The organism is Vibrio sp. V03_P4A6T147 (assembly GCF_002241085.1).
Lineage (GTDB): Bacteria > Pseudomonadota > Gammaproteobacteria > Enterobacterales > Vibrionaceae > Vibrio > Vibrio anguillarum.
In genome coordinates, this window is sequence record NZ_NDIO01000143.1 from 1 (window position 1) to 17,658 (window position 17,658).

Annotated in this window: 13 protein-coding genes; 9 read left to right on the forward strand and 4 right to left on the reverse strand. The window is 45.6% G+C overall.

Features of this window, described 5'->3' with window-relative positions:
- The first annotated feature begins 146 nt into the window (after window positions 1–146).
- From hslR to B9J84_RS05465, 4 genes are all read left to right on the forward strand, one after another.
- Window positions 147–533: a ribosome-associated heat shock protein Hsp15 gene (hslR, locus tag B9J84_RS05450; RefSeq protein ID WP_026028320.1), complete on the forward strand. Its 387-nt coding sequence runs from the start codon at window positions 147–149 to the stop codon at window positions 531–533.
- 31 nt (window positions 534–564) lie between these two features.
- On the forward strand, window positions 565–1,440 hold the full coding sequence (gene hslO / locus B9J84_RS05455) for an Hsp33 family molecular chaperone HslO (protein ID WP_094123710.1): 876 nt from the start codon (window positions 565–567) through the stop codon (window positions 1,438–1,440).
- A gap of 337 nt (window positions 1,441–1,777) precedes the next feature.
- Window positions 1,778–3,406 carry a phosphoenolpyruvate carboxykinase (ATP) gene (gene pckA / locus B9J84_RS05460; protein ID WP_013855443.1) on the forward strand — a complete coding sequence of 543 codons (1,629 nt, stop codon included), beginning with the start codon at window positions 1,778–1,780 and terminating at the stop codon, window positions 3,404–3,406.
- 107 nt (window positions 3,407–3,513) lie between these two features.
- Window positions 3,514–5,448, forward strand: coding sequence for an AsmA family protein (locus B9J84_RS05465; protein ID WP_094123711.1), 1,935 nt, complete (start codon window positions 3,514–3,516; stop codon window positions 5,446–5,448).
- Here the strand turns inward: B9J84_RS05465 and B9J84_RS05470 are convergent.
- The 4 genes from B9J84_RS05470 to typA form a co-directional block, all read right to left on the reverse strand.
- Entirely contained in the window at window positions 5,409–6,341 is a 933-nt protein-coding gene (locus B9J84_RS05470; protein WP_094123712.1) for a bifunctional GNAT family N-acetyltransferase/hotdog fold thioesterase, read from the reverse strand. The two genes, B9J84_RS05465 and B9J84_RS05470, sit on opposite strands and share 40 nt — an antisense overlap.
- 72 nt (window positions 6,342–6,413) lie before the next feature.
- Window positions 6,414–6,848 (reverse strand): D-aminoacyl-tRNA deacylase, encoded by a 435-nt coding sequence (gene dtd / locus B9J84_RS05475; protein ID WP_013855445.1) that lies wholly within the window; start codon window positions 6,846–6,848, stop codon window positions 6,414–6,416.
- Complete coding sequence (locus tag B9J84_RS05480; RefSeq protein ID WP_017045688.1) at window positions 6,820–7,734, reverse strand: virulence factor BrkB family protein; 915 nt, start codon at window positions 7,732–7,734, stop codon at window positions 6,820–6,822. Before B9J84_RS05480 ends, dtd begins: the two co-directional genes overlap by 29 nt.
- Before the next feature lie 133 nt (window positions 7,735–7,867).
- Window positions 7,868–9,691 carry a translational GTPase TypA gene (gene typA / locus B9J84_RS05485; protein WP_010319743.1) on the reverse strand — a complete coding sequence of 608 codons (1,824 nt, stop codon included), beginning with the start codon at window positions 9,689–9,691 and terminating at the stop codon, window positions 7,868–7,870.
- A gap of 500 nt (window positions 9,692–10,191) precedes the next feature.
- Here typA and glnA point away from each other — a divergent pair, with 500 nt between their 5' ends.
- The 5 genes from glnA to B9J84_RS05510 all read left to right on the forward strand — a co-directional run bounded on the left by glnA (window position 10,192) and on the right by B9J84_RS05510 (window position 17,610).
- A complete protein-coding gene (gene glnA / locus B9J84_RS05490; protein WP_017043509.1) occupies window positions 10,192–11,601 on the forward strand; it encodes a glutamate--ammonia ligase in 1,410 nt (469 codons plus the stop codon).
- Between the two features lie 148 nt (window positions 11,602–11,749).
- Window positions 11,750–12,331 carry a DUF4124 domain-containing protein gene (locus B9J84_RS05495; RefSeq protein ID WP_088720714.1) on the forward strand — a complete coding sequence of 194 codons (582 nt, stop codon included), beginning with the start codon at window positions 11,750–11,752 and terminating at the stop codon, window positions 12,329–12,331.
- A 134-nt stretch (window positions 12,332–12,465) separates the two neighbouring features.
- A complete protein-coding gene (glnL, locus tag B9J84_RS05500; RefSeq protein ID WP_026027507.1) occupies window positions 12,466–13,512 on the forward strand; it encodes a nitrogen regulation protein NR(II) in 1,047 nt (348 codons plus the stop codon).
- A 39-nt stretch (window positions 13,513–13,551) separates the two neighbouring features.
- Window positions 13,552–14,955 (forward strand): nitrogen regulation protein NR(I), encoded by a 1,404-nt coding sequence (gene glnG, locus B9J84_RS05505; protein WP_013855452.1) that lies wholly within the window; start codon window positions 13,552–13,554, stop codon window positions 14,953–14,955.
- 81 nt (window positions 14,956–15,036) lie between these two features.
- Window positions 15,037–17,610 (forward strand): EAL domain-containing protein, encoded by a 2,574-nt coding sequence (locus B9J84_RS05510; protein ID WP_094123713.1) that lies wholly within the window; start codon window positions 15,037–15,039, stop codon window positions 17,608–17,610.
- Window positions 17,611–17,658 lie beyond the last annotated feature (48 nt).

The window sequence follows — 17,658 nt, forward strand, 5'->3', positions numbered from 1 at the left end:
AAAAACACATTAATATATCATAGGAGATATTCTCGTCATTTTTACTGACATTATTTTGTCGGGTAGCTTGAAAATCTGGAACCAAAACACCATTGTAAAGGCCATAAAACGTACAAGACTAACTCCCTTTGAGGCACATTTGTAGTATGAGTTCTGCGACAGAGCAAATAAGATTGGATAAATGGCTGTGGGCAGCACGATTTTATAAAACGCGGTCGATCGCACGCAGTATGGTCGATGGTGGTAAAGTCCATTATAATGGCCAACGCACCAAGCCAAGCAAAATTGTCGAGCTTGGGGCAACGATTACCTTGCGCCAAGGCCAAGAAGAGAAAATCGTCACTGTGATCAATCTGTTAGGGCAAAGGCGCAGCGCGCCAGAAGCACAAACCCTGTATTCGGAAACCGCAGCAAGCATCGCCAAACGTGCCCATCATGCCGAGCAACGTAAGCTCAACGCACACAACCCAAGCCCCGAACGCAGACCAGACAAAAAAGAGCGTCGTGACATCATTAAATTTAAACATCAATAAAAGCTGGACCATGTTCCGAGGAAATAGCTAAATGGCAAATAACATTTTAAATCGCTACTTATTTGAAGATCTATCCGTACGTGGCGAGTTGGTACAATTAGACGACGCGTATCAACACATCCTTTCGAGCCAGGAATATCCAGCCCCAGTACAAAAACTTTTGGGCGAACTGCTCGTCGCAACGACCTTGCTAACCGCAACGCTGAAGTTTGAAGGCTCAATTACCATGCAATTGCAAGGCAATGGCCCAGTTTCCTTAGTCGTTATCAATGGTGATAATGAACAGAAAGTGCGTGGTGTCGCACGCTGGAAAGGCGATATTGCCGATGATGCCGACCTACACACTTTGATGGGTAAAGGTCATTTAGTTATCACTATCGAACCCAAGAAAGGCGAGCGCTACCAAGGTGTGGTCGGTTTAGAGGGTGATAACTTAGTGGAAGTGCTGGAAGGTTACTTCATCCGCTCTGAACAGTTGAAAACACGCCTTTGGATACGCATTGGTACGCAAGATGGAAAAGCCTGTGCCGCTGGCATGTTACTGCAAACTATTCCAGATGGAACGGGTACGCCCGATGATTTTGAGCACTTAGAGCAGTTAACTAACACCGTAAAAAACGAAGAGCTGTTCATCTTAGAAGCCACTGATCTGTTGTATCGCCTGTATAACCAAGAGAAAGTTCAGTTGTTCACCCCACAACCCGTGGAATTCCATTGTGGTTGTTCACGTGAACGCAGTGGGGCGGCCATCATCACAATAGGCAAAGAGGAAATTTACGACATTTTATCGTCTGAAGGATCCGTTTCTTTACATTGTGATTACTGTGGCACCAACTACTCATTTGAAGAGGCTGAGATCGCAACACTCTACGCACAAGCCTCCTCAGGAAGCGACACAATTCATTAATTTGCATGAATTAACAAGCACGAAGAAAACGTATCAGAGCCAGCTTTACGCTGGCTTTTTTTGTGATCAAAACCCAGTAAAATCAAGCCTCAAACAAACAGAATGGCGTACTTATTTTTTTAAAAGTATTAATCTTATTGATCTAGCGCAAAGGTTTGCGTACGCGATAAAATAGTTGCGCCAATATGTGACGGGACACCTAAAACCACAGGAGTGTCATGGGCAATTTTTGAACTGTGTCCCTGTTTTATCCCCCACCCGTTGCTAGCATGGTGAGCAGATAACAATTACAAACATTATTACAAAATCCCTACAAAATCTCTTACAAGGAGCACCTATGACCGTTATGGAACATACAAAGGCTGCACAACTAGACCTGACCAAATACGGAATAACCAACGTAGTCGAAGTGGTTCGCAACCCAAGCTATGAACTGTTATTTGCCGAGGAAACTCGCCCAGACCTTGAAGGCTACGAAAAAGGCGTCGTCACTGAACTTGGCGCTGTTGCCGTTGATACTGGCATTTTTACAGGCCGCTCACCAAAAGATAAATTCATTGTCAAAGATGACACCACACGCGATACCCTATGGTGGACATCTGAACAAGCGAAGAACGATAACAAACCGATTAACCAAGAAGTATGGAATGATCTAAAAGCACTAGTGGGTCGTCAACTATCCGCTAAACGTCTATTCGTTCTTGACGGTTACTGTGGTGCCAACGCAGATACGCGCCTTTGCGTGCGCTTCATTACTGAAGTGGCGTGGCAAGCCCACTTCGTCAAAAACATGTTCATTCGCCCAACAGAAGAAGAGCTAGCTAACTTCGAACCTGATTTTGTGGTCATGAATGGTGCCAAATGCACCAATGACAAATGGCAAGAGCAAGGCCTGAACTCAGAAAACTTCACTGTGTTTAACTTAACGGAAAAAATGCAGTTGATCGGCGGTACTTGGTACGGCGGTGAAATGAAGAAAGGGATGTTCGCAATGATGAACTACTTCCTTCCACTGCAAGGTATTGCTTCAATGCACTGCTCAGCCAACATGGCTAAAGATGGCGATGTGGCGATTTTCTTTGGCCTATCTGGCACAGGAAAAACCACACTCTCTACCGATCCAAAACGCGCGTTAATCGGCGATGACGAGCACGGCTGGGATGATGATGGTGTCTTTAACTTTGAAGGCGGTTGCTACGCGAAAACCATCAAGCTCTCCAAAGAAGCCGAGCCTGACATCTACAACGCGATCCGCCGTGATGCGCTACTGGAAAACGTCACAGTACGTAGCGATGGTTCGATTGACTTTGATGATGGTTCTAAAACCGAGAATACTCGTGTTTCTTATCCTATCTACCACATCGAAAACATCGTTAAGCCTGTATCGAAAGGTGGTCACGCCAATAAAGTGATCTTCCTATCCGCGGATGCATTTGGTGTGCTTCCACCAGTCTCTAAATTGACTCCAGAACAAACCAAGTATCACTTCTTGTCTGGCTTTACGGCAAAACTAGCGGGTACTGAACGTGGCATCACCGAACCAACACCAACCTTCTCAGCCTGTTTTGGCGCAGCGTTTTTAACGCTCCACCCAACACAATATGCCGAAGTGCTGGTAAAACGTATGGAAGCAGCTGGTGCTGAAGCTTATCTAGTCAACACTGGTTGGAACGGCAGCGGTAAACGCATCTCGATTCAAGATACCCGCGCCATCATTGACGCTATCTTAGATGGTTCGATTGAGAAGGCAGCAACCAAGCATATTCCAATCTTCAATCTTGAAGTGCCAACCTCACTACCTGGTGTGAACCCAACCATTCTCGACCCACGCGATACTTACGTGGATCCTCTACAATGGACAAGCAAAGCCGAAGATCTCGCCTCGCGCTTTATCAATAACTTTGCCAAGTATACTGATAACGCAGAAGGTAAAGCATTAGTGGCCGCAGGCCCACAACTCGACTAAAACTGATAAGTCAGTAGCAAGCCCCTTTGATAAGGGGCTTTTTTTGTTGCTGCGTGAGGTAATTTGTTTCACTCTGTCGCAGGTAACGGTTTACGAGTAAGGACACCATGAACAAGGCTTTGGCATTGCTGATTGCGATCATCGCGCTATTTCTCACTTTCATGCTGGGTATGTTTGCACTGCTACATACCTCTTATGCTACTCCCGTTGCTCAAACTCTCGTTGAACGACTTTTGAAAGGAAACGTGACGTTTCAATCTCTTCAATACCAGTATCCTTTGCATTTTCAGTTCAACCAATTAACACTGCGGCAAAATAAGCAGTACATCCCGATAGAGCAAGCCGATATTTGGCTCAGCCCACAGCTCATTCGCGACCAAAAAATCGCCGTTGATAGCGTGCTACTTAGTGGTATCAGTCTACAAAATGGCCTTCCTACCGATTTGCGATCATGGCCCATTTCGGTGAGCCAAATCGCGCTCAATCACGCCGACATCGCCCAACAAGGTTGGCTAGCGCGCGGTGTTAACCTACAGATTAAAAATCCACATTGGTCGGATGATCCAACAGCTCTGCCTTTCGGCGAGATACAACTCTCAGCTGAACAATTTTATTGGCAAGGAGAAGCGCTGAATAACCTACTGCTCGATATGGATTACAAACCTGCCAACAGCACCGTCTATGGGCTCTCGTTGTCATGGCGCGGCGCGGCTATTTCAGGTCAAGCCGAGCAGTATCCTCAAGGTTGGTCGCTGATCAATGTGACACTGGAAAAACTCAATCTTAGCCGAGATATGAGTCATTCCTTACGCCAATCGGGTTGGTTTCAGCTCTTTGACAAAATAGACCATATCAATAGCTTAGATATTTTAAACAGTCAGATCGAGCTTGCGGATATCAGCTTGCGTAACGTCGATATTTCGCTGGAGAACATTTATCCACACAGCAATATTTGGCAGCAGCAACAAGGTAAATTATCGCTGCGAGCCGACGATGCAACTTGGCTAGGTCAGCAGTGGGTGGAGCCGACCTTTAGCCTGCGCACCGAGCCGGGTAAACTGATTATTGAGGATTTTAGTAGTGAATTTAAGCAAGGTGATATTCAATGGGCGGGTGTTATCTCCCCAACCTCAGCATCGCTGCAACAACTCACTATTCGCGGTGTAAAATGGGTGAGCGAAAGCAAAGATGATTTTACGTCGCTGAGCCAGCATTGGCCGGGGGTTGATAACCTCACCATCGAGCAACTCACCATCGCCAATAGCCAACTCATTCAATTGTTTGCGCCACCTTATTGGCAATTGTCTGGTGTCCATGCCAAAGGAAAGCAGTTAACTCTCGTAAAAGAGAAACGCTTGGGATTGTGGCAAGGCACGCTCAATATCAGCGCAAACAGCGCCAGCTACGATTCACTATTGAGCACGCAAAGCGTCGTTGAGATGCGCAGCGAGCAAGGCCTATGGTACCTAGATCGTTTATTTATGCCGTTAGAAAACGGCTATATCGATGCCACTGCGCGTTGGAATTTCCAAACGTTAAGTCAGCCTTGGCAAACCAACATTCATGCCGATGGGCTACCGCTAGCGGTGCTCAATAAAGTCACCCAGCTTCCCTTTACCATAGAGGGTCTCAGTGAATTGGAAGCGCAGGTCAACGGCCTCGCCGGAGACTACGCCACCTTCGCCCACTCCCTCACAGGTGAAGCAACGCTCAATATTCGACAAGGCATATTAACGCTAAGCGATCCTGAGCAAAACCTCAGCCATGAGCCGTTTACGCTCGAAGGTTTAGTCATTCACTCAGACAGAGGGCGGATGATGATTAATACAACGCCGCTGGTTGGAAAGACGCTCAAGGCAAACCTTGATGGTCACGTGGATTTGGTCAAGTTGGAGAAAGGACAACTTAACCTTAACCTCCAACAGATGTGCCGTGAGATGCACTTCGAACTGCTCCACAACACACAGCACACCATCTATTCGTGTGATCCAGAAACCGACACTTACTCAGCCAATGATGCGGCGGCTAACAATGCCTTGTAATTGGGGATCAACATATAGGTTCCCGTAAATTCAACGGCGGGTTTACCGCCAGTGGTGATAGTGACATTGACGACGATACGCGCTTTACGTCCACTGGCTAAACGATCTAAATCGCCACTAATGCCATCCAATGAAGTGAAGGCTAAAGGGTTATGCACCACAGGGTGACGATAGCGGATGCGGCTATCAACCAAAACAATATCGCCATTCAGGCTTCGCTCACGCATCAGCAACCATGCCATTCCCCATCCGGTCAAGGTAGCAAGGGTAAATGCCGAGCCTGCAAATAAGGTGTTGTGTGGGTTCAAATTCGGATTGAGCTGAGCGCTGCACTCAAATTGGTAGCCCGTATATTGAGTCACCTTAATGCCCATTTTTTCGCTGATAGGAATGTGCGTGGCCCAGCGTTCTTGCAGTTCAGTACACCATTCAGGTTTGCGAATCACATTGGCCATGGGATCAAGCGGTTTGACCATTTGTTGATGTCGAACCGGACCGCGTTCATCATTGAGCGAGCCCCGGCGTTCAAAACCGTTCTTTTCATAAAATGCAATCGCATCTTCACGGGCGCTACAGACTAGGCGCTTTGCACCTTCTTGACGAGCCAGCGACTCTAGCGCCACCAGCACCAAAGAGCCCATACCTTTATTGCGACGGCTACTTTTAACCGCCATATAGCGAATTTGCCCTTCGCAATCTGGCGTAATGTACAAGCGACCAATGGCAATCGGTCGGTTACGACCATCGACAATCATCCTGTGATGGCTCATGCCATCATACTCATCGCGCTCCGAGCCGATCGGTAGATGCCATGGCTCACGCAGCATTTGCCAGCGAAAATGGTAGTATTTATTCAGTTGGTTGTCGGTACTTGGCGTAATCAGTTTAAACATTTGGTTATCCCTAAATCACAGCCTCTCATACTCCGCATGATCCCAACGAAGGAGGCTCTATCCATTTCTTTATTAAACCTGAAGCCAGAATGTCACTGGGCCATCATTAATCAGCGAGACTTTCATATCTTGTGCAAAGCGGCCACGCTGAGTTGGCAAAATGTGCTCACACAAATCCGAAAAGTAATCATACAGACGCTCAGCATCAGCAGGGTGTGCACCTTTTGAAAATCCGGCACGCGTCCCCTTTTTGGTATCGGCTGGCAATGTAAATTGAGACACCACTAAAACCTGACCGTTCACTTGTTGCACGTTCAAGTTCATTTTCCCCTCTTCATCTTCAAACACGCGGTACTGAGTCACGCGTTCGACTAGACGTTTGGCCTTTGCCTCATCGTCATCTCTTTCGACCCCAAGTAGCACCAGTAAGCCTTGATTGATTTCGCCAACCACTTCCCCATCAACACGTACCGCCGCTTCACTCACTCTCTGGATCAACGCTATCACTCTGATTTCCCTTTATCATTTGCTCGGAGATAGGCAATGAGTTTAGCATTTCTTGCTCATTGCTCCAGTGCTCTTTTTCACCCAAAGTCGCCGTCACCTCCGCCCCAACGAGCACAATCATCCAGCATAAGTAGACCCACACAAACAGAATAGGGATCGCCGCCAGTGCGCCGTAAATCAGTTGATAGGAGGGAAACTGAGTAATATAAGCAGCAAAACCTTTTTTACTGAACTCAAATAAAATAGCCGCCACCATTGCCCCGACCAAGGCGTGTGAAAGATGCACTTTTTTATTCGGCACCAGCAGGTACAAACCGACAAAAGCAGAGAATGACAAAATAAAAGGTAGCCAGCGCAGCAACAAATTATAAGCACCAGAGAGTGCTTCGCTGTCAATAATCTTGAGTGAGGTAATATACGAGGTTGCCGCAATACTTGCGCCGACTAAAATTGGCCCGAGCGTAAGAACCATCCAATACATTGAAAAAGAGAGCACCATGCGCCGTTTATCTTTAACTCGCCAAATGTAGTTCAAATTCTTGTCAATATTGGAAATCAGCATTAAAGCTGCAACGAATAAAAATACCCCGCCCACGGCCGTCATCTTACCTGTATTCGCGATAAATTCGAGCAACGCCTCTCGCACTACATCGCCTGCGGCAGGCACAAAATGGGTGATCACAAAATCTTGAATAACCATACCGACATTGGCAAAAATAGAAAATGAGGAGAGAATTGATAACAGCACGGTAAGCATAGGTACGATCGACAACAACGTGATATAAGCCAAATAGCCCGCATTAACATTGACGCGGTCATGATCCATCCGGCTGAGTAAATAACGCGTAAACAGTAAACATTGTTTGCCAAGCTTTTTAATTTTCAAATGCCTTCTCCCTGCTTATTTTTATCATCAATCACCATTCTATACCTAAAACTGACTATATTGCAGATAAGCAAAAGGCGAGAAGTACACTCCTCGCCCTTAGATTAACTCGTTAACTTATACCATGACGGTATTAGCCACGGCTTGCACGTTTACGATCATTTTCAGTCAAATGACGTTTACGGATACGAATGCTCTGTGGGGTCACTTCCACTAGTTCATCGTCGTCAATAAACTCAAGTGCTTGCTCAAGTGTAAACTTGATTGCAGGTGACAATACTTGCGCTTCATCAGTACCAGAAGCACGAACGTTTGTCAGCTGTTTACCTTTCAAGCAGTTCACTGTTAGGTCGTTAGAACGGTTGTGGATACCGATCACTTGGCCTTCGTACACTTCATCTGCGTGCTCAGTAAATAGGCGACCGCGCTCTTGTAGGTTGAACAGAGCGTAAGTCAACGCTTTACCTGTCGCGTTAGAGATCAACACGCCGTTGTTACGTTGGCCAATGTTACCGCCTTTGTGTAGGCCGTAATGATCAAACGTATGGTAAAGCAAACCTGAACCTGAGGTTAAGGTCATGAATTCTGTTTGGAAACCAATCAAACCGCGAGAAGGCATCATGAAATCAAGACGCACACGGCCTTTGCCGTCTGGAGTCATATTCGTCAGCTCACCTTTACGTAGGCCGATTTTCTCCATCACGCCGCCTTGGCTCTCTTCCATCACATCGATTGTTACGGTTTCGAACGGTTCCATTTTCTGGCCGTCTTCTTCCTTCAAAATAACTTCAGGACGAGAAACTGCAAGCTCAAAGCCTTCACGACGCATGTTCTCAATCAGGATTGATAGGTGAAGTTCACCACGACCTGAAACGCGGAAGCGATCTGGGTTGTCGGTTTCTTCAACACGCAATGCTACGTTATGAACAAGCTCTTTTTGCAGACGCTCAAGGATATTACGTGAAGTCACGTATTTACCTTCTTTACCTGCAAACGGTGAAGTATTGACTTGGAAAGTCATGGTCACTGTCGGTTCATCAACGGATAGCGGCACCATAGCTTCAACACAGTTTTGGTCACAAATGGTGTCTGAAATTTTCAGTTCACCTAAACCTGTTACCGCAATGATGTCGCCAGCGTTAGCTTGTTCAACTTCGTTACGCTCAAGGCCAAGATAGCCCAGAACTGTACCAACTTTACCGTTACGTTTCTTACCATCAGCGCCGACAACTGTTACTTGTTGGTTCGCTTTTACGCTACCACGAGTCACACGACAAACACCGATAACACCAACGTAAGAGCTGTAATCAAGTTGAGAAACTTGCATTTGTAGTGGGCCATCAAGGTCAACTTGTGGTGACTCTACATTGTCAACGATCGCTTGGAACAAAGGTTCCATATTTTCGCCAACTTCACCTTCGTTAAGTGTCGCCCAACCGTTCAGTGCAGAAGCATAAACCACTTTAAAGTCGAGCTGCTCATCTGTTGCACCAAGGTTGTCGAACAGGTCGAACACTTGATCCATAACCCAATCAGGGCGAGCACCAGGACGGTCAATTTTGTTAATAACAACGATTGGTTTCAAACCGTGAGCAAAGGCTTTTTGTGTTACGAAGCGAGTTTGTGGCATTGGGCCATCAACCGCATCAACAATCAGCAAAACAGAGTCAACCATTGACATGATACGTTCAACTTCACCACCGAAGTCGGCGTGTCCTGGAGTATCTACGATGTTGATACGGAAATCATTCCAGTTAATGGCTGTATTTTTTGCAAGGATAGTGATACCGCGCTCTTTCTCGATATCGTTCGAGTCCATGACCCGCTCTTCCGTATTACCGCGAGACTCTAACGTACCTGACTGTTGCAGCAGTTTATCAACCAACGTTGTTTTACCGTGGTCAACGTGTGCGATGATCGCGATATTTCTTAATTTATCAATCTGTGGAGTAGCCATGGATTTTGCTTCACTTATTAAGGGAGTAACTCGCTTCGGCATGAGGCCGCCACGAGCATAGAACTTGATTAAAAAAACGGTCAATAATGTACCAGATTTTGGCGAAAAACCTAGAAATATGTGATCTATCGCGCTGATTTTCGCTCACCACAAGCTTAGTCCGCTACTTGCTTTAAAACAAATTGCATCAAAATGGACTAAATCAGCATTGACAAGCCTAGTAAACCTAGGCTGAATAGTGTGCGCTTTGGTAGTTAATGGTGCAACATAAAACTCAAGGCACCAAAATAGTGCAAATAAGGATCTTTTTGGTGCAGAGAAGCATTTAAATTCGACAAAGAACAACCAAAGCACTTGAAATTAAAGGATTAATTTAATTGGCACGAATTTAGCTTTGTTAGAAACAGCATCGATTAATAAGTTTAGAATGAAATTAATCAATGCTAGTTTCAATTCGATTCGGGCCATTACCGCTTTAATAACACTGGAGGTTATCCAAGATGTCAGTAGAAAACGTTCTATCGCTGATCCAAGAAAACGAAGTTAAGTTTGTTGACCTGCGCTTTACCGACACGAAAGGCAAAGAGCAACATATCTCTATTCCTGCTCATCAAGTCGACGCAGACTTCTTCGAAGAAGGTAAGATGTTCGATGGTTCATCCGTTGCTGGCTGGAAAGGAATCAATGAGTCTGACATGGTGATGATGCCTGATGCATCAAGTGCAGTTCTTGACCCATTCACAGAAGACGCAACACTTAACATTCGTTGTGACATTCTAGAGCCTGCAACCATGCAAGGCTACGATCGTGACCCACGCTCTATCGCAAAACGCGCAGAAGATTACATGCGTTCAACAGGTATCGCAGACACCGTTCTTGTCGGTCCAGAGCCAGAGTTCTTCCTTTTTGATGACGTGAAATACACCAACAATATGTCTGGTGCCTCATTCAAAATTGATGATATCGAAGCGGCTTGGAACACTGGCGCTGAAATTGAAGGTGGTAACAAAGGTCACCGCCCTGGTGTGAAAGGTGGTTATTTCCCTGTTGCACCGGTTGACTCATCACAAGACATCCGTTCAGCCATGTGTTTGATCATGGAAGAGATGGGCCTCGTCGTTGAAGCTCACCACCATGAAGTAGCGACTGCAGGTCAAAACGAAATCGCCACTCGCTTTAATACGCTAACCACGAAAGCCGATGAGATCCAAATCTACAAATACGTGGTGCACAACGTTGCGCACGCCTTTGGTAAAACAGCAACCTTCATGCCTAAGCCTCTTGTTGGCGACAACGGTTCAGGTATGCACGTTCACCAATCTCTTGCAAAAGATGGTGTAAACCTATTTGCTGGTGACAAGTACGGCGGTCTATCTGACTTAGCGCTTTACTACATTGGCGGTATCATCAAGCACGCGCGTGCCATCAACGCATTTGCTAACCCATCAACAAACTCGTACAAGCGCCTTGTCCCTGGGTTTGAAGCACCGGTAATGCTAGCTTACTCGGCTCGTAACCGTTCTGCGTCTATCCGTATTCCAGTGGTACCAAGCCCGAAAGCACGTCGTATCGAAGCTCGTTTCCCAGATCCAGCAGCAAACCCATACCTAGCGTTTGCCGCTCTTCTTATGGCTGGTCTTGATGGTATCAAGAACAAGATCCATCCAGGAGAAGCGATGGATAAAGATTTGTACGACCTACCAGCAGAAGAAGCCGCTGAGATTCCAAAAGTAGCCGAGTCACTTGAAGTGGCACTAAAAGCACTGGATGAAGATCGTGAATTCCTGACCGCTGGCGGCGTATTCTCTGATGATTTCATCAACTCATACATCACGCTAAAAGCAAAAGATGTAGAACGCGTCAACATGGCCGTTCACCCACTAGAATTTGAATTGTACTACTCGGTATAATTCTTAGCTTTAGTACAAAATGTAACTTAGGTTATGGATTTATTAGGCTCGCCTCGCAGGTGAGCCTTTTTCATATTTGGGGTTAATTCCGGACGTCGTAACATTAGCGTTACAACAATAACGGCACTCAAAAGCCGATACCCTTAACGTGAAAACATCTCTATATAGGGGGATGACTGTGAATCTGATCCGAACTTTACTCCTAACACTCATCATGCTTTATTCCGCGACTTCAATTGCACAAAACGTCTATACGTGGGTGGATGCGAACGGCGTGTTGCATCTTAGCGATGTCCCACAGGATAAGAGAGCAAAGCAAATTTCGATTCCTGATTTTCAGGCCGATGCGCCTGAGCCAACCTTTGAAACCTCTCACCCCGTCACTAACCTCACCAAAAATCTGCCACTGGAAAAATCCGCAACCAATATCAACAAAATGGAACCGCTGACCATTGCAATTCGCTCTCCGGCTGACGATGAAACCTTACGCAGCAATGCGGGCGTTATTTCAATCAACGCCGAACTCAATCGCAACTTAACCGTCAATGAACAGTTGCAATTGGTCATGAATGACAAGGCCTATGGCGCCCCCGCCACTCAACCTACTTGGACGCTGAAAAATCTAGACAGAGGAACGCATCGCTTTTTAATTCAAGTAGTTGTAAACGGCAAGATTATTGCATCGTCTAACCCTGTGACGGTGCATTTACATCGAGCCAGCATCAAGTGATGAACTCTTCGCCAATAAGCTCGATATAACAACAGGTTTCACTTTTTCTTCTGACACCGATGCGCCATACTTAGCCATGCAATGCACCAAAGTTGTGCATTGCATCATTTGGGAACACGGACAAGGATGAAAACGTGAATTGTGAGCTAAGCCAAACGATTTTAAATAATATCGTTACCGCCACCTTGATGCTCGATGAGTCTCTTTGTATTCGTTATGCCAATCCAGCGGCTGAACAACTCTTCTCCCAAAGTGCTAAGCGAATTATCAACCAACCACTGTCAAAACTCATCCAGCACGCTTCTCTTGATTTAGCGCTGCTTTCTCAGCCGTTGCAAAGTGGCCAAAGTATTACTGATAGCGATGTTACGTTTGTGGTCGATGGTAAGCCACTGATGCTGGAAGTGACCGTGAGCCCTATATCTTGGCAACGCGAGCTGATGCTTTTGGTCGAAATGCGCAAAATTGGCCAACAACGACGGTTAACACAAGAGCTCAATCAGCACGCCCAACAGCAAGCGGCAAAACTCTTAGTTCGCGGGCTGGCGCATGAAATTAAAAACCCATTAGGTGGGCTACGCGGCGCGGCGCAACTGCTAGAAAAGATGTTGCCGGACCACAGTCTCACTGAGTACACCCAAATTATTATTGAACAAGCCGATCGACTGCGCGCTCTTGTTGACCGTTTGCTCGGCCCACAAAAACCAGGCAAGAAGTGCTCTGAAAATCTCCATGTAATTTTGGAAAAAGTCCGCCAATTGGTTGAGCTAGAAGCCAGCACACACTTGGTGATTGAACGAGATTATGACCCCAGCTTGCCCGATATTTTGATGGATACCGATCAAATCGAGCAGGCATTACTGAATATCGTCAGCAATGCGGCACAGATTTTATCTCATGATCCGCATGGTAAAATCACACTTCGCACCAGAACAGTGCACCAAGCCAATATTCACGGACAGCGCCATAAGTTAGTGGCACGCATAGAAATCAGCGATAACGGCCCAGGCATTCCTACCGAATTACAAGACACACTGTTTTATCCCATGGTCAGCGGCCGTGAAGGTGGAACGGGGCTGGGTCTTTCTATCTCACAAAACCTGATCGATCAGCACAATGGAAAAATCGATGTTGAAAGCTGGCCAGGTCGAACCACATTTACTATTTATTTACCCATTTGACCGATGTCTGATTGGGTTTGCTGCTAAGGAATAAACATTATGAGTAAAGGATACGTTTGGGTGGTGGACGATGATAGTTCGATCCGCTGGGTGATGGAAAAAACGCTCTCATCAGCCAACATAAAATGCGAAACGTTTTCCGATGCCGAAAGTGTGTTACTGGCGCTAGAAAGAGAAACGCCCGATGTGCTCGTTTCCGATATTCGCATGCCGGGCATGAATGGTATTGAGCTGCTAAACCAAGTTCATTCACGATCTCCTGAGTTGCCCGTCATCATCATGACGGCCCACTCAGATCTTGATGCCGCGGTGAATGCCTATCAAAAAGGTGCCTTTGAGTATCTGCCTAAACCTTTTGATGTCGATGAAACCCTCACCTTGGTTGAACGTGCCATTGCTCATAGTCAGGAGCAACGCAAAGAACAATCCAATCAACAGATTGGCGTTGATAGTACACCGGAAATCATTGGAGAAGCCCCTTCAATGCAAGAGGTATTTCGGGCGATTGGCCGTTTATCACGTTCCTCAATCTCAGTCTTGATCAATGGTGAATCAGGAACCGGGAAGGAGTTAGTCGCTCACGCGCTTCATCGCCATAGCCCACGCGCCCAAAAACCGTTTATTGCCCTCAATATGGCCGCAATTCCAAAAGATCTCATCGAGTCAGAACTGTTTGGTCATGAGAAAGGAGCATTCACTGGTGCAAACAGTGTCCGCCAAGGGCGTTTTGAGCAGGCCAATGGTGGCACCCTGTTCTTAGATGAAATTGGCGATATGCCGCTCGACATTCAAACTCGGCTACTGCGTGTTTTAGCCGATGGTCAGTTTTACCGCGTAGGAGGGCATTCAGCAATCAAAGTGGATGTCCGCATTGTCGCCGCTACTCACCAAAACTTAGAAAAGCTCGTTCATCAAGGAAAGTTTCGTGACGACCTTTTTCACCGTCTCAATGTCATTCGTATTCATATCCCAGCACTGCGTGAGCGAAGCCAAGATATAGAAAAACTGACCAAGCACTTTCTCGCCTCTGCAGCAAAAGAATTAGGCGTAGAAATGAAAACGCTACATCCTAAGAGCATTGAAATTTTGAATCGTCTTGAATGGCCGGGAAACGTACGACAACTTGAAAATATGTGTCGCTGGTTAACTGTAATGGCCAGTGGCAGCGAGGTGCTGCCCAGTGATCTTCCTTCCGAATTATTGTCGGAAAAGAAAAATAGTGACTTTGATAGTGCTATAAGTTGGCAACAACAACTCGCAAGTTGGGCTAAATCTTCATTAGCTTCAGGAGAAACAGAGCTGCTTTCTTATGCACTTCCTGAATTTGAACGTATACTTTTGGAAGCAGCACTTCATCACACCAATGGTCACAAACAAGACGCAGCTAAGGTGCTTGGGTGGGGGCGCAATACGTTGACAAGGAAGTTAAAAGAACTTTACTGATAATTTTTTAATGATCAGGTGCAGTGATTCACTTTCTGGCACAATGCAATCACCCACCACCTTGCGTGTTTTACCGATAATTTGTATGGATGCAGAAGACACGACATGTCATTTACGAATCAAATAACGTTGAAAACAGCCGTTGTTCTACCATTTGTTATGATTTTCCTCATAACGATTGGAGTGATTGTGGGTGTACAAAAATACAGTTATGAAGAGATGGTTGATGACATTAGCAGCAAACAGCTTTCATCATTAAATGCCAATGTAGAGCAGCGGCTGATCAGTTTTCTCGATGAACCTTTTCAAGCCAGCCTCGCTTTAAGCCACACGATCGGCTTTAGTCAGTTCTATTCTGCGGACGATGTCAGTAAAGTAGAAGGATATCTGCTTGCCAGTTTTGAAACGCTTTATCGACCGCTAGAACAAATTGATGTGATCGGATTTGGTGGCGAACAGGCGGAGTACGTGGGCTTTCGCAAAGAGATTGGTGATAGTTTTACCTTGATGGTGAAAGATAATCGAACTCAGCAAAACTTGGTGATCTACTCAGGAAAAACCATCAATCAAGATATTCGCTCCACCATTGCCGATTATGATCCAAGAACTCGCCCCTGGTATACTCCAGTTGCACAAAGTTTAAGCCCAAGTTGGTCGCCAATCTACACTAATGTTGATGAACGCCAAGAGATCACGCTCTCTGCTTTAGCACCCGTTTTCTCTATGAACAAATTCATCGGTGTTTTGGTGACTGATGTGAAAATCGATACGTTCAATGCGTTTCTGACCTCACTGCAACAAAAAACTCATGCCAACGTATATATTATTGATCCAGAAAAAAGGTTAGTGGCTCACTCCAATACCAGCACCGTTGTCTCTTGGGGGACCGAACTGTCGGCAAAAGGAGAGCGACTACTGGCTATCGAAAATGCCAACCCAGTGATCCAAGCCAGTGCACATTATATTGATAACCATGACAAAATGCTGTCAGCAACACTCAACAAATTCGAAACGGTAGTTGATGGCACCCGCTATTTTAATCATCTCACTCCCTTTAAAGATAAACATGGCATCGAATGGTTTATTGGCGTCTCGATTTCAGAAACCGATCTACTTGGTCGATTGCCAGAAAACCAACAAAACAGTTGGATTATTGGCAGCATTGTCAGCCTTATCGGCATTGGTATAGGGCTCATTGCCTTTAATCGAATCACCACTCCAATTACCGCCACCGCGGCTGCTGCTCAGCATCTAGCAAAAGGGGATTGGGAAAGTAACATGCCGAAAGCTGGTAATATTTATGAAACGAGTTTACTTGTTTATTCATTCAATGAAATGGCCAATAACCTAAAAGCCTCATTTAAGGCACTGCATTCCCAATTGATCTACGATTCCCTAACCAAGCTCTATAGCCGTGAAGGTTTAATTGATAACTTTAGCCAATCAAATCAAATTAATGGCAGCCTATTGCTTATCGGTATCGATAAATTCAGAGATATTAATGACAGCTTGGGACATCAGCAAGGTGACTTACTATTACAAATTATTGCTGAAAAATTACGCATACTATTTGCAAGCACCTCATGTATTGCTCGTACAGGTGGTGATGAATTCGCTATTTACATCCCCTCTTTACAACAAAAGAATGAAGCCCAATCCGCGGCTAACAGCATATTACAAATGTTTGCTGTCCCATTCTCAATGCATAGTGAAAAAGTGGTCGTCAATGCCTCCATTGGCATCGTACTCCCTAATGACACACTCCATACTATGGCGCTATGGTTACGTAATGGTAGCATCGCACTCAGCCACGCCAAGCAAGAGCGCTCAAGGATCTGCTATTACTCTCCAGAGATGGACGATGTTTCTCGTAAACGTACGCAAATGCTCACTCAAATTAAGCTTGCCATAGAGAACAAAGAATATATTCCGTATTATCAACCAATTGTAAACTTATCAACGGGAGATATCATCGGAGCTGAAGCCTTGGCACGCTGGGTGACACCAAGCGGTGATATCATTCCCCCCTTGGAATTCATTCCTATCGCTGAAGAAAGCGGCTTTATTGGCCTGATTGGTGAGCAAATCTTGTATCAAGCGTGTTTTGACACGATGCAAGGCATCAAGATGGGTAAATGGGGATCGACGTTTAAAATGCACGTCAACCTCTCAGTGAACCAGCTATCTCAACCTCAGTTTGTTCATGAACTCAAAGCGACTTTGGAAAGAACGGGGCTTGAACCCAATAACCTCGCTTTAGAGATCACAGAATCAAGAATTGTTGATAACGACCCAGTTATTTTAGCAAACATGAACAAACTCAAAGAGCTGGGCATCCATATCGCGATAGATGATTTTGGTACCGGATACAGCTCCCTTTCTTATTTGCATCAACTTCCATTCGATTGTTTAAAAATAGACAGGGCGTTTGTATCGCAGCTCGAACAGACAAATCTCAGTAGCTCAGTCGTTGCGGCAATCATCAACATGACTCGTGGGTTTAATGTCGAAATTGTGGCAGAAGGTATTGAAACCAAAGAGCAAGTCCATCTCCTAACCATGCTTAACTGCACTCAGGGACAAGGCTTTCTGTTTAGTAAAGCCATCCCTTTTAACGAATGGTCAACAGATATGGTAAACATAAAAGCCAAATAAACAGAATTGGGTGATTTAATACTCTTTGCTAGCTGACACTGACCACAT

What these genes read in the sequence shown, in the direction of transcription:
- hslR (WP_026028320.1), top strand. Translation starts at nt 147, where the DNA reads ATGAGTTCTGCGACAGAGCAAATAAGATTGGATAAATGGCTGTGGGCA.
- hslO (WP_094123710.1), top strand. Translation starts at nt 565, where the DNA reads ATGGCAAATAACATTTTAAATCGCTACTTATTTGAAGATCTATCCGTA.
- pckA (WP_013855443.1), top strand. Translation starts at nt 1,778, where the DNA reads ATGACCGTTATGGAACATACAAAGGCTGCACAACTAGACCTGACCAAA.
- B9J84_RS05465 (WP_094123711.1), top strand. Translation starts at nt 3,514, where the DNA reads ATGAACAAGGCTTTGGCATTGCTGATTGCGATCATCGCGCTATTTCTC.
- B9J84_RS05470 (WP_094123712.1), bottom strand. Translation starts at nt 6,341, where the DNA reads ATGTTTAAACTGATTACGCCAAGTACCGACAACCAACTGAATAAATAC.
- typA (WP_010319743.1), bottom strand. Translation starts at nt 9,691, where the DNA reads ATGGCTACTCCACAGATTGATAAATTAAGAAATATCGCGATCATCGCA.
- glnA (WP_017043509.1), top strand. Translation starts at nt 10,192, where the DNA reads ATGTCAGTAGAAAACGTTCTATCGCTGATCCAAGAAAACGAAGTTAAG.
- glnG (WP_013855452.1), top strand. Translation starts at nt 13,552, where the DNA reads ATGAGTAAAGGATACGTTTGGGTGGTGGACGATGATAGTTCGATCCGC.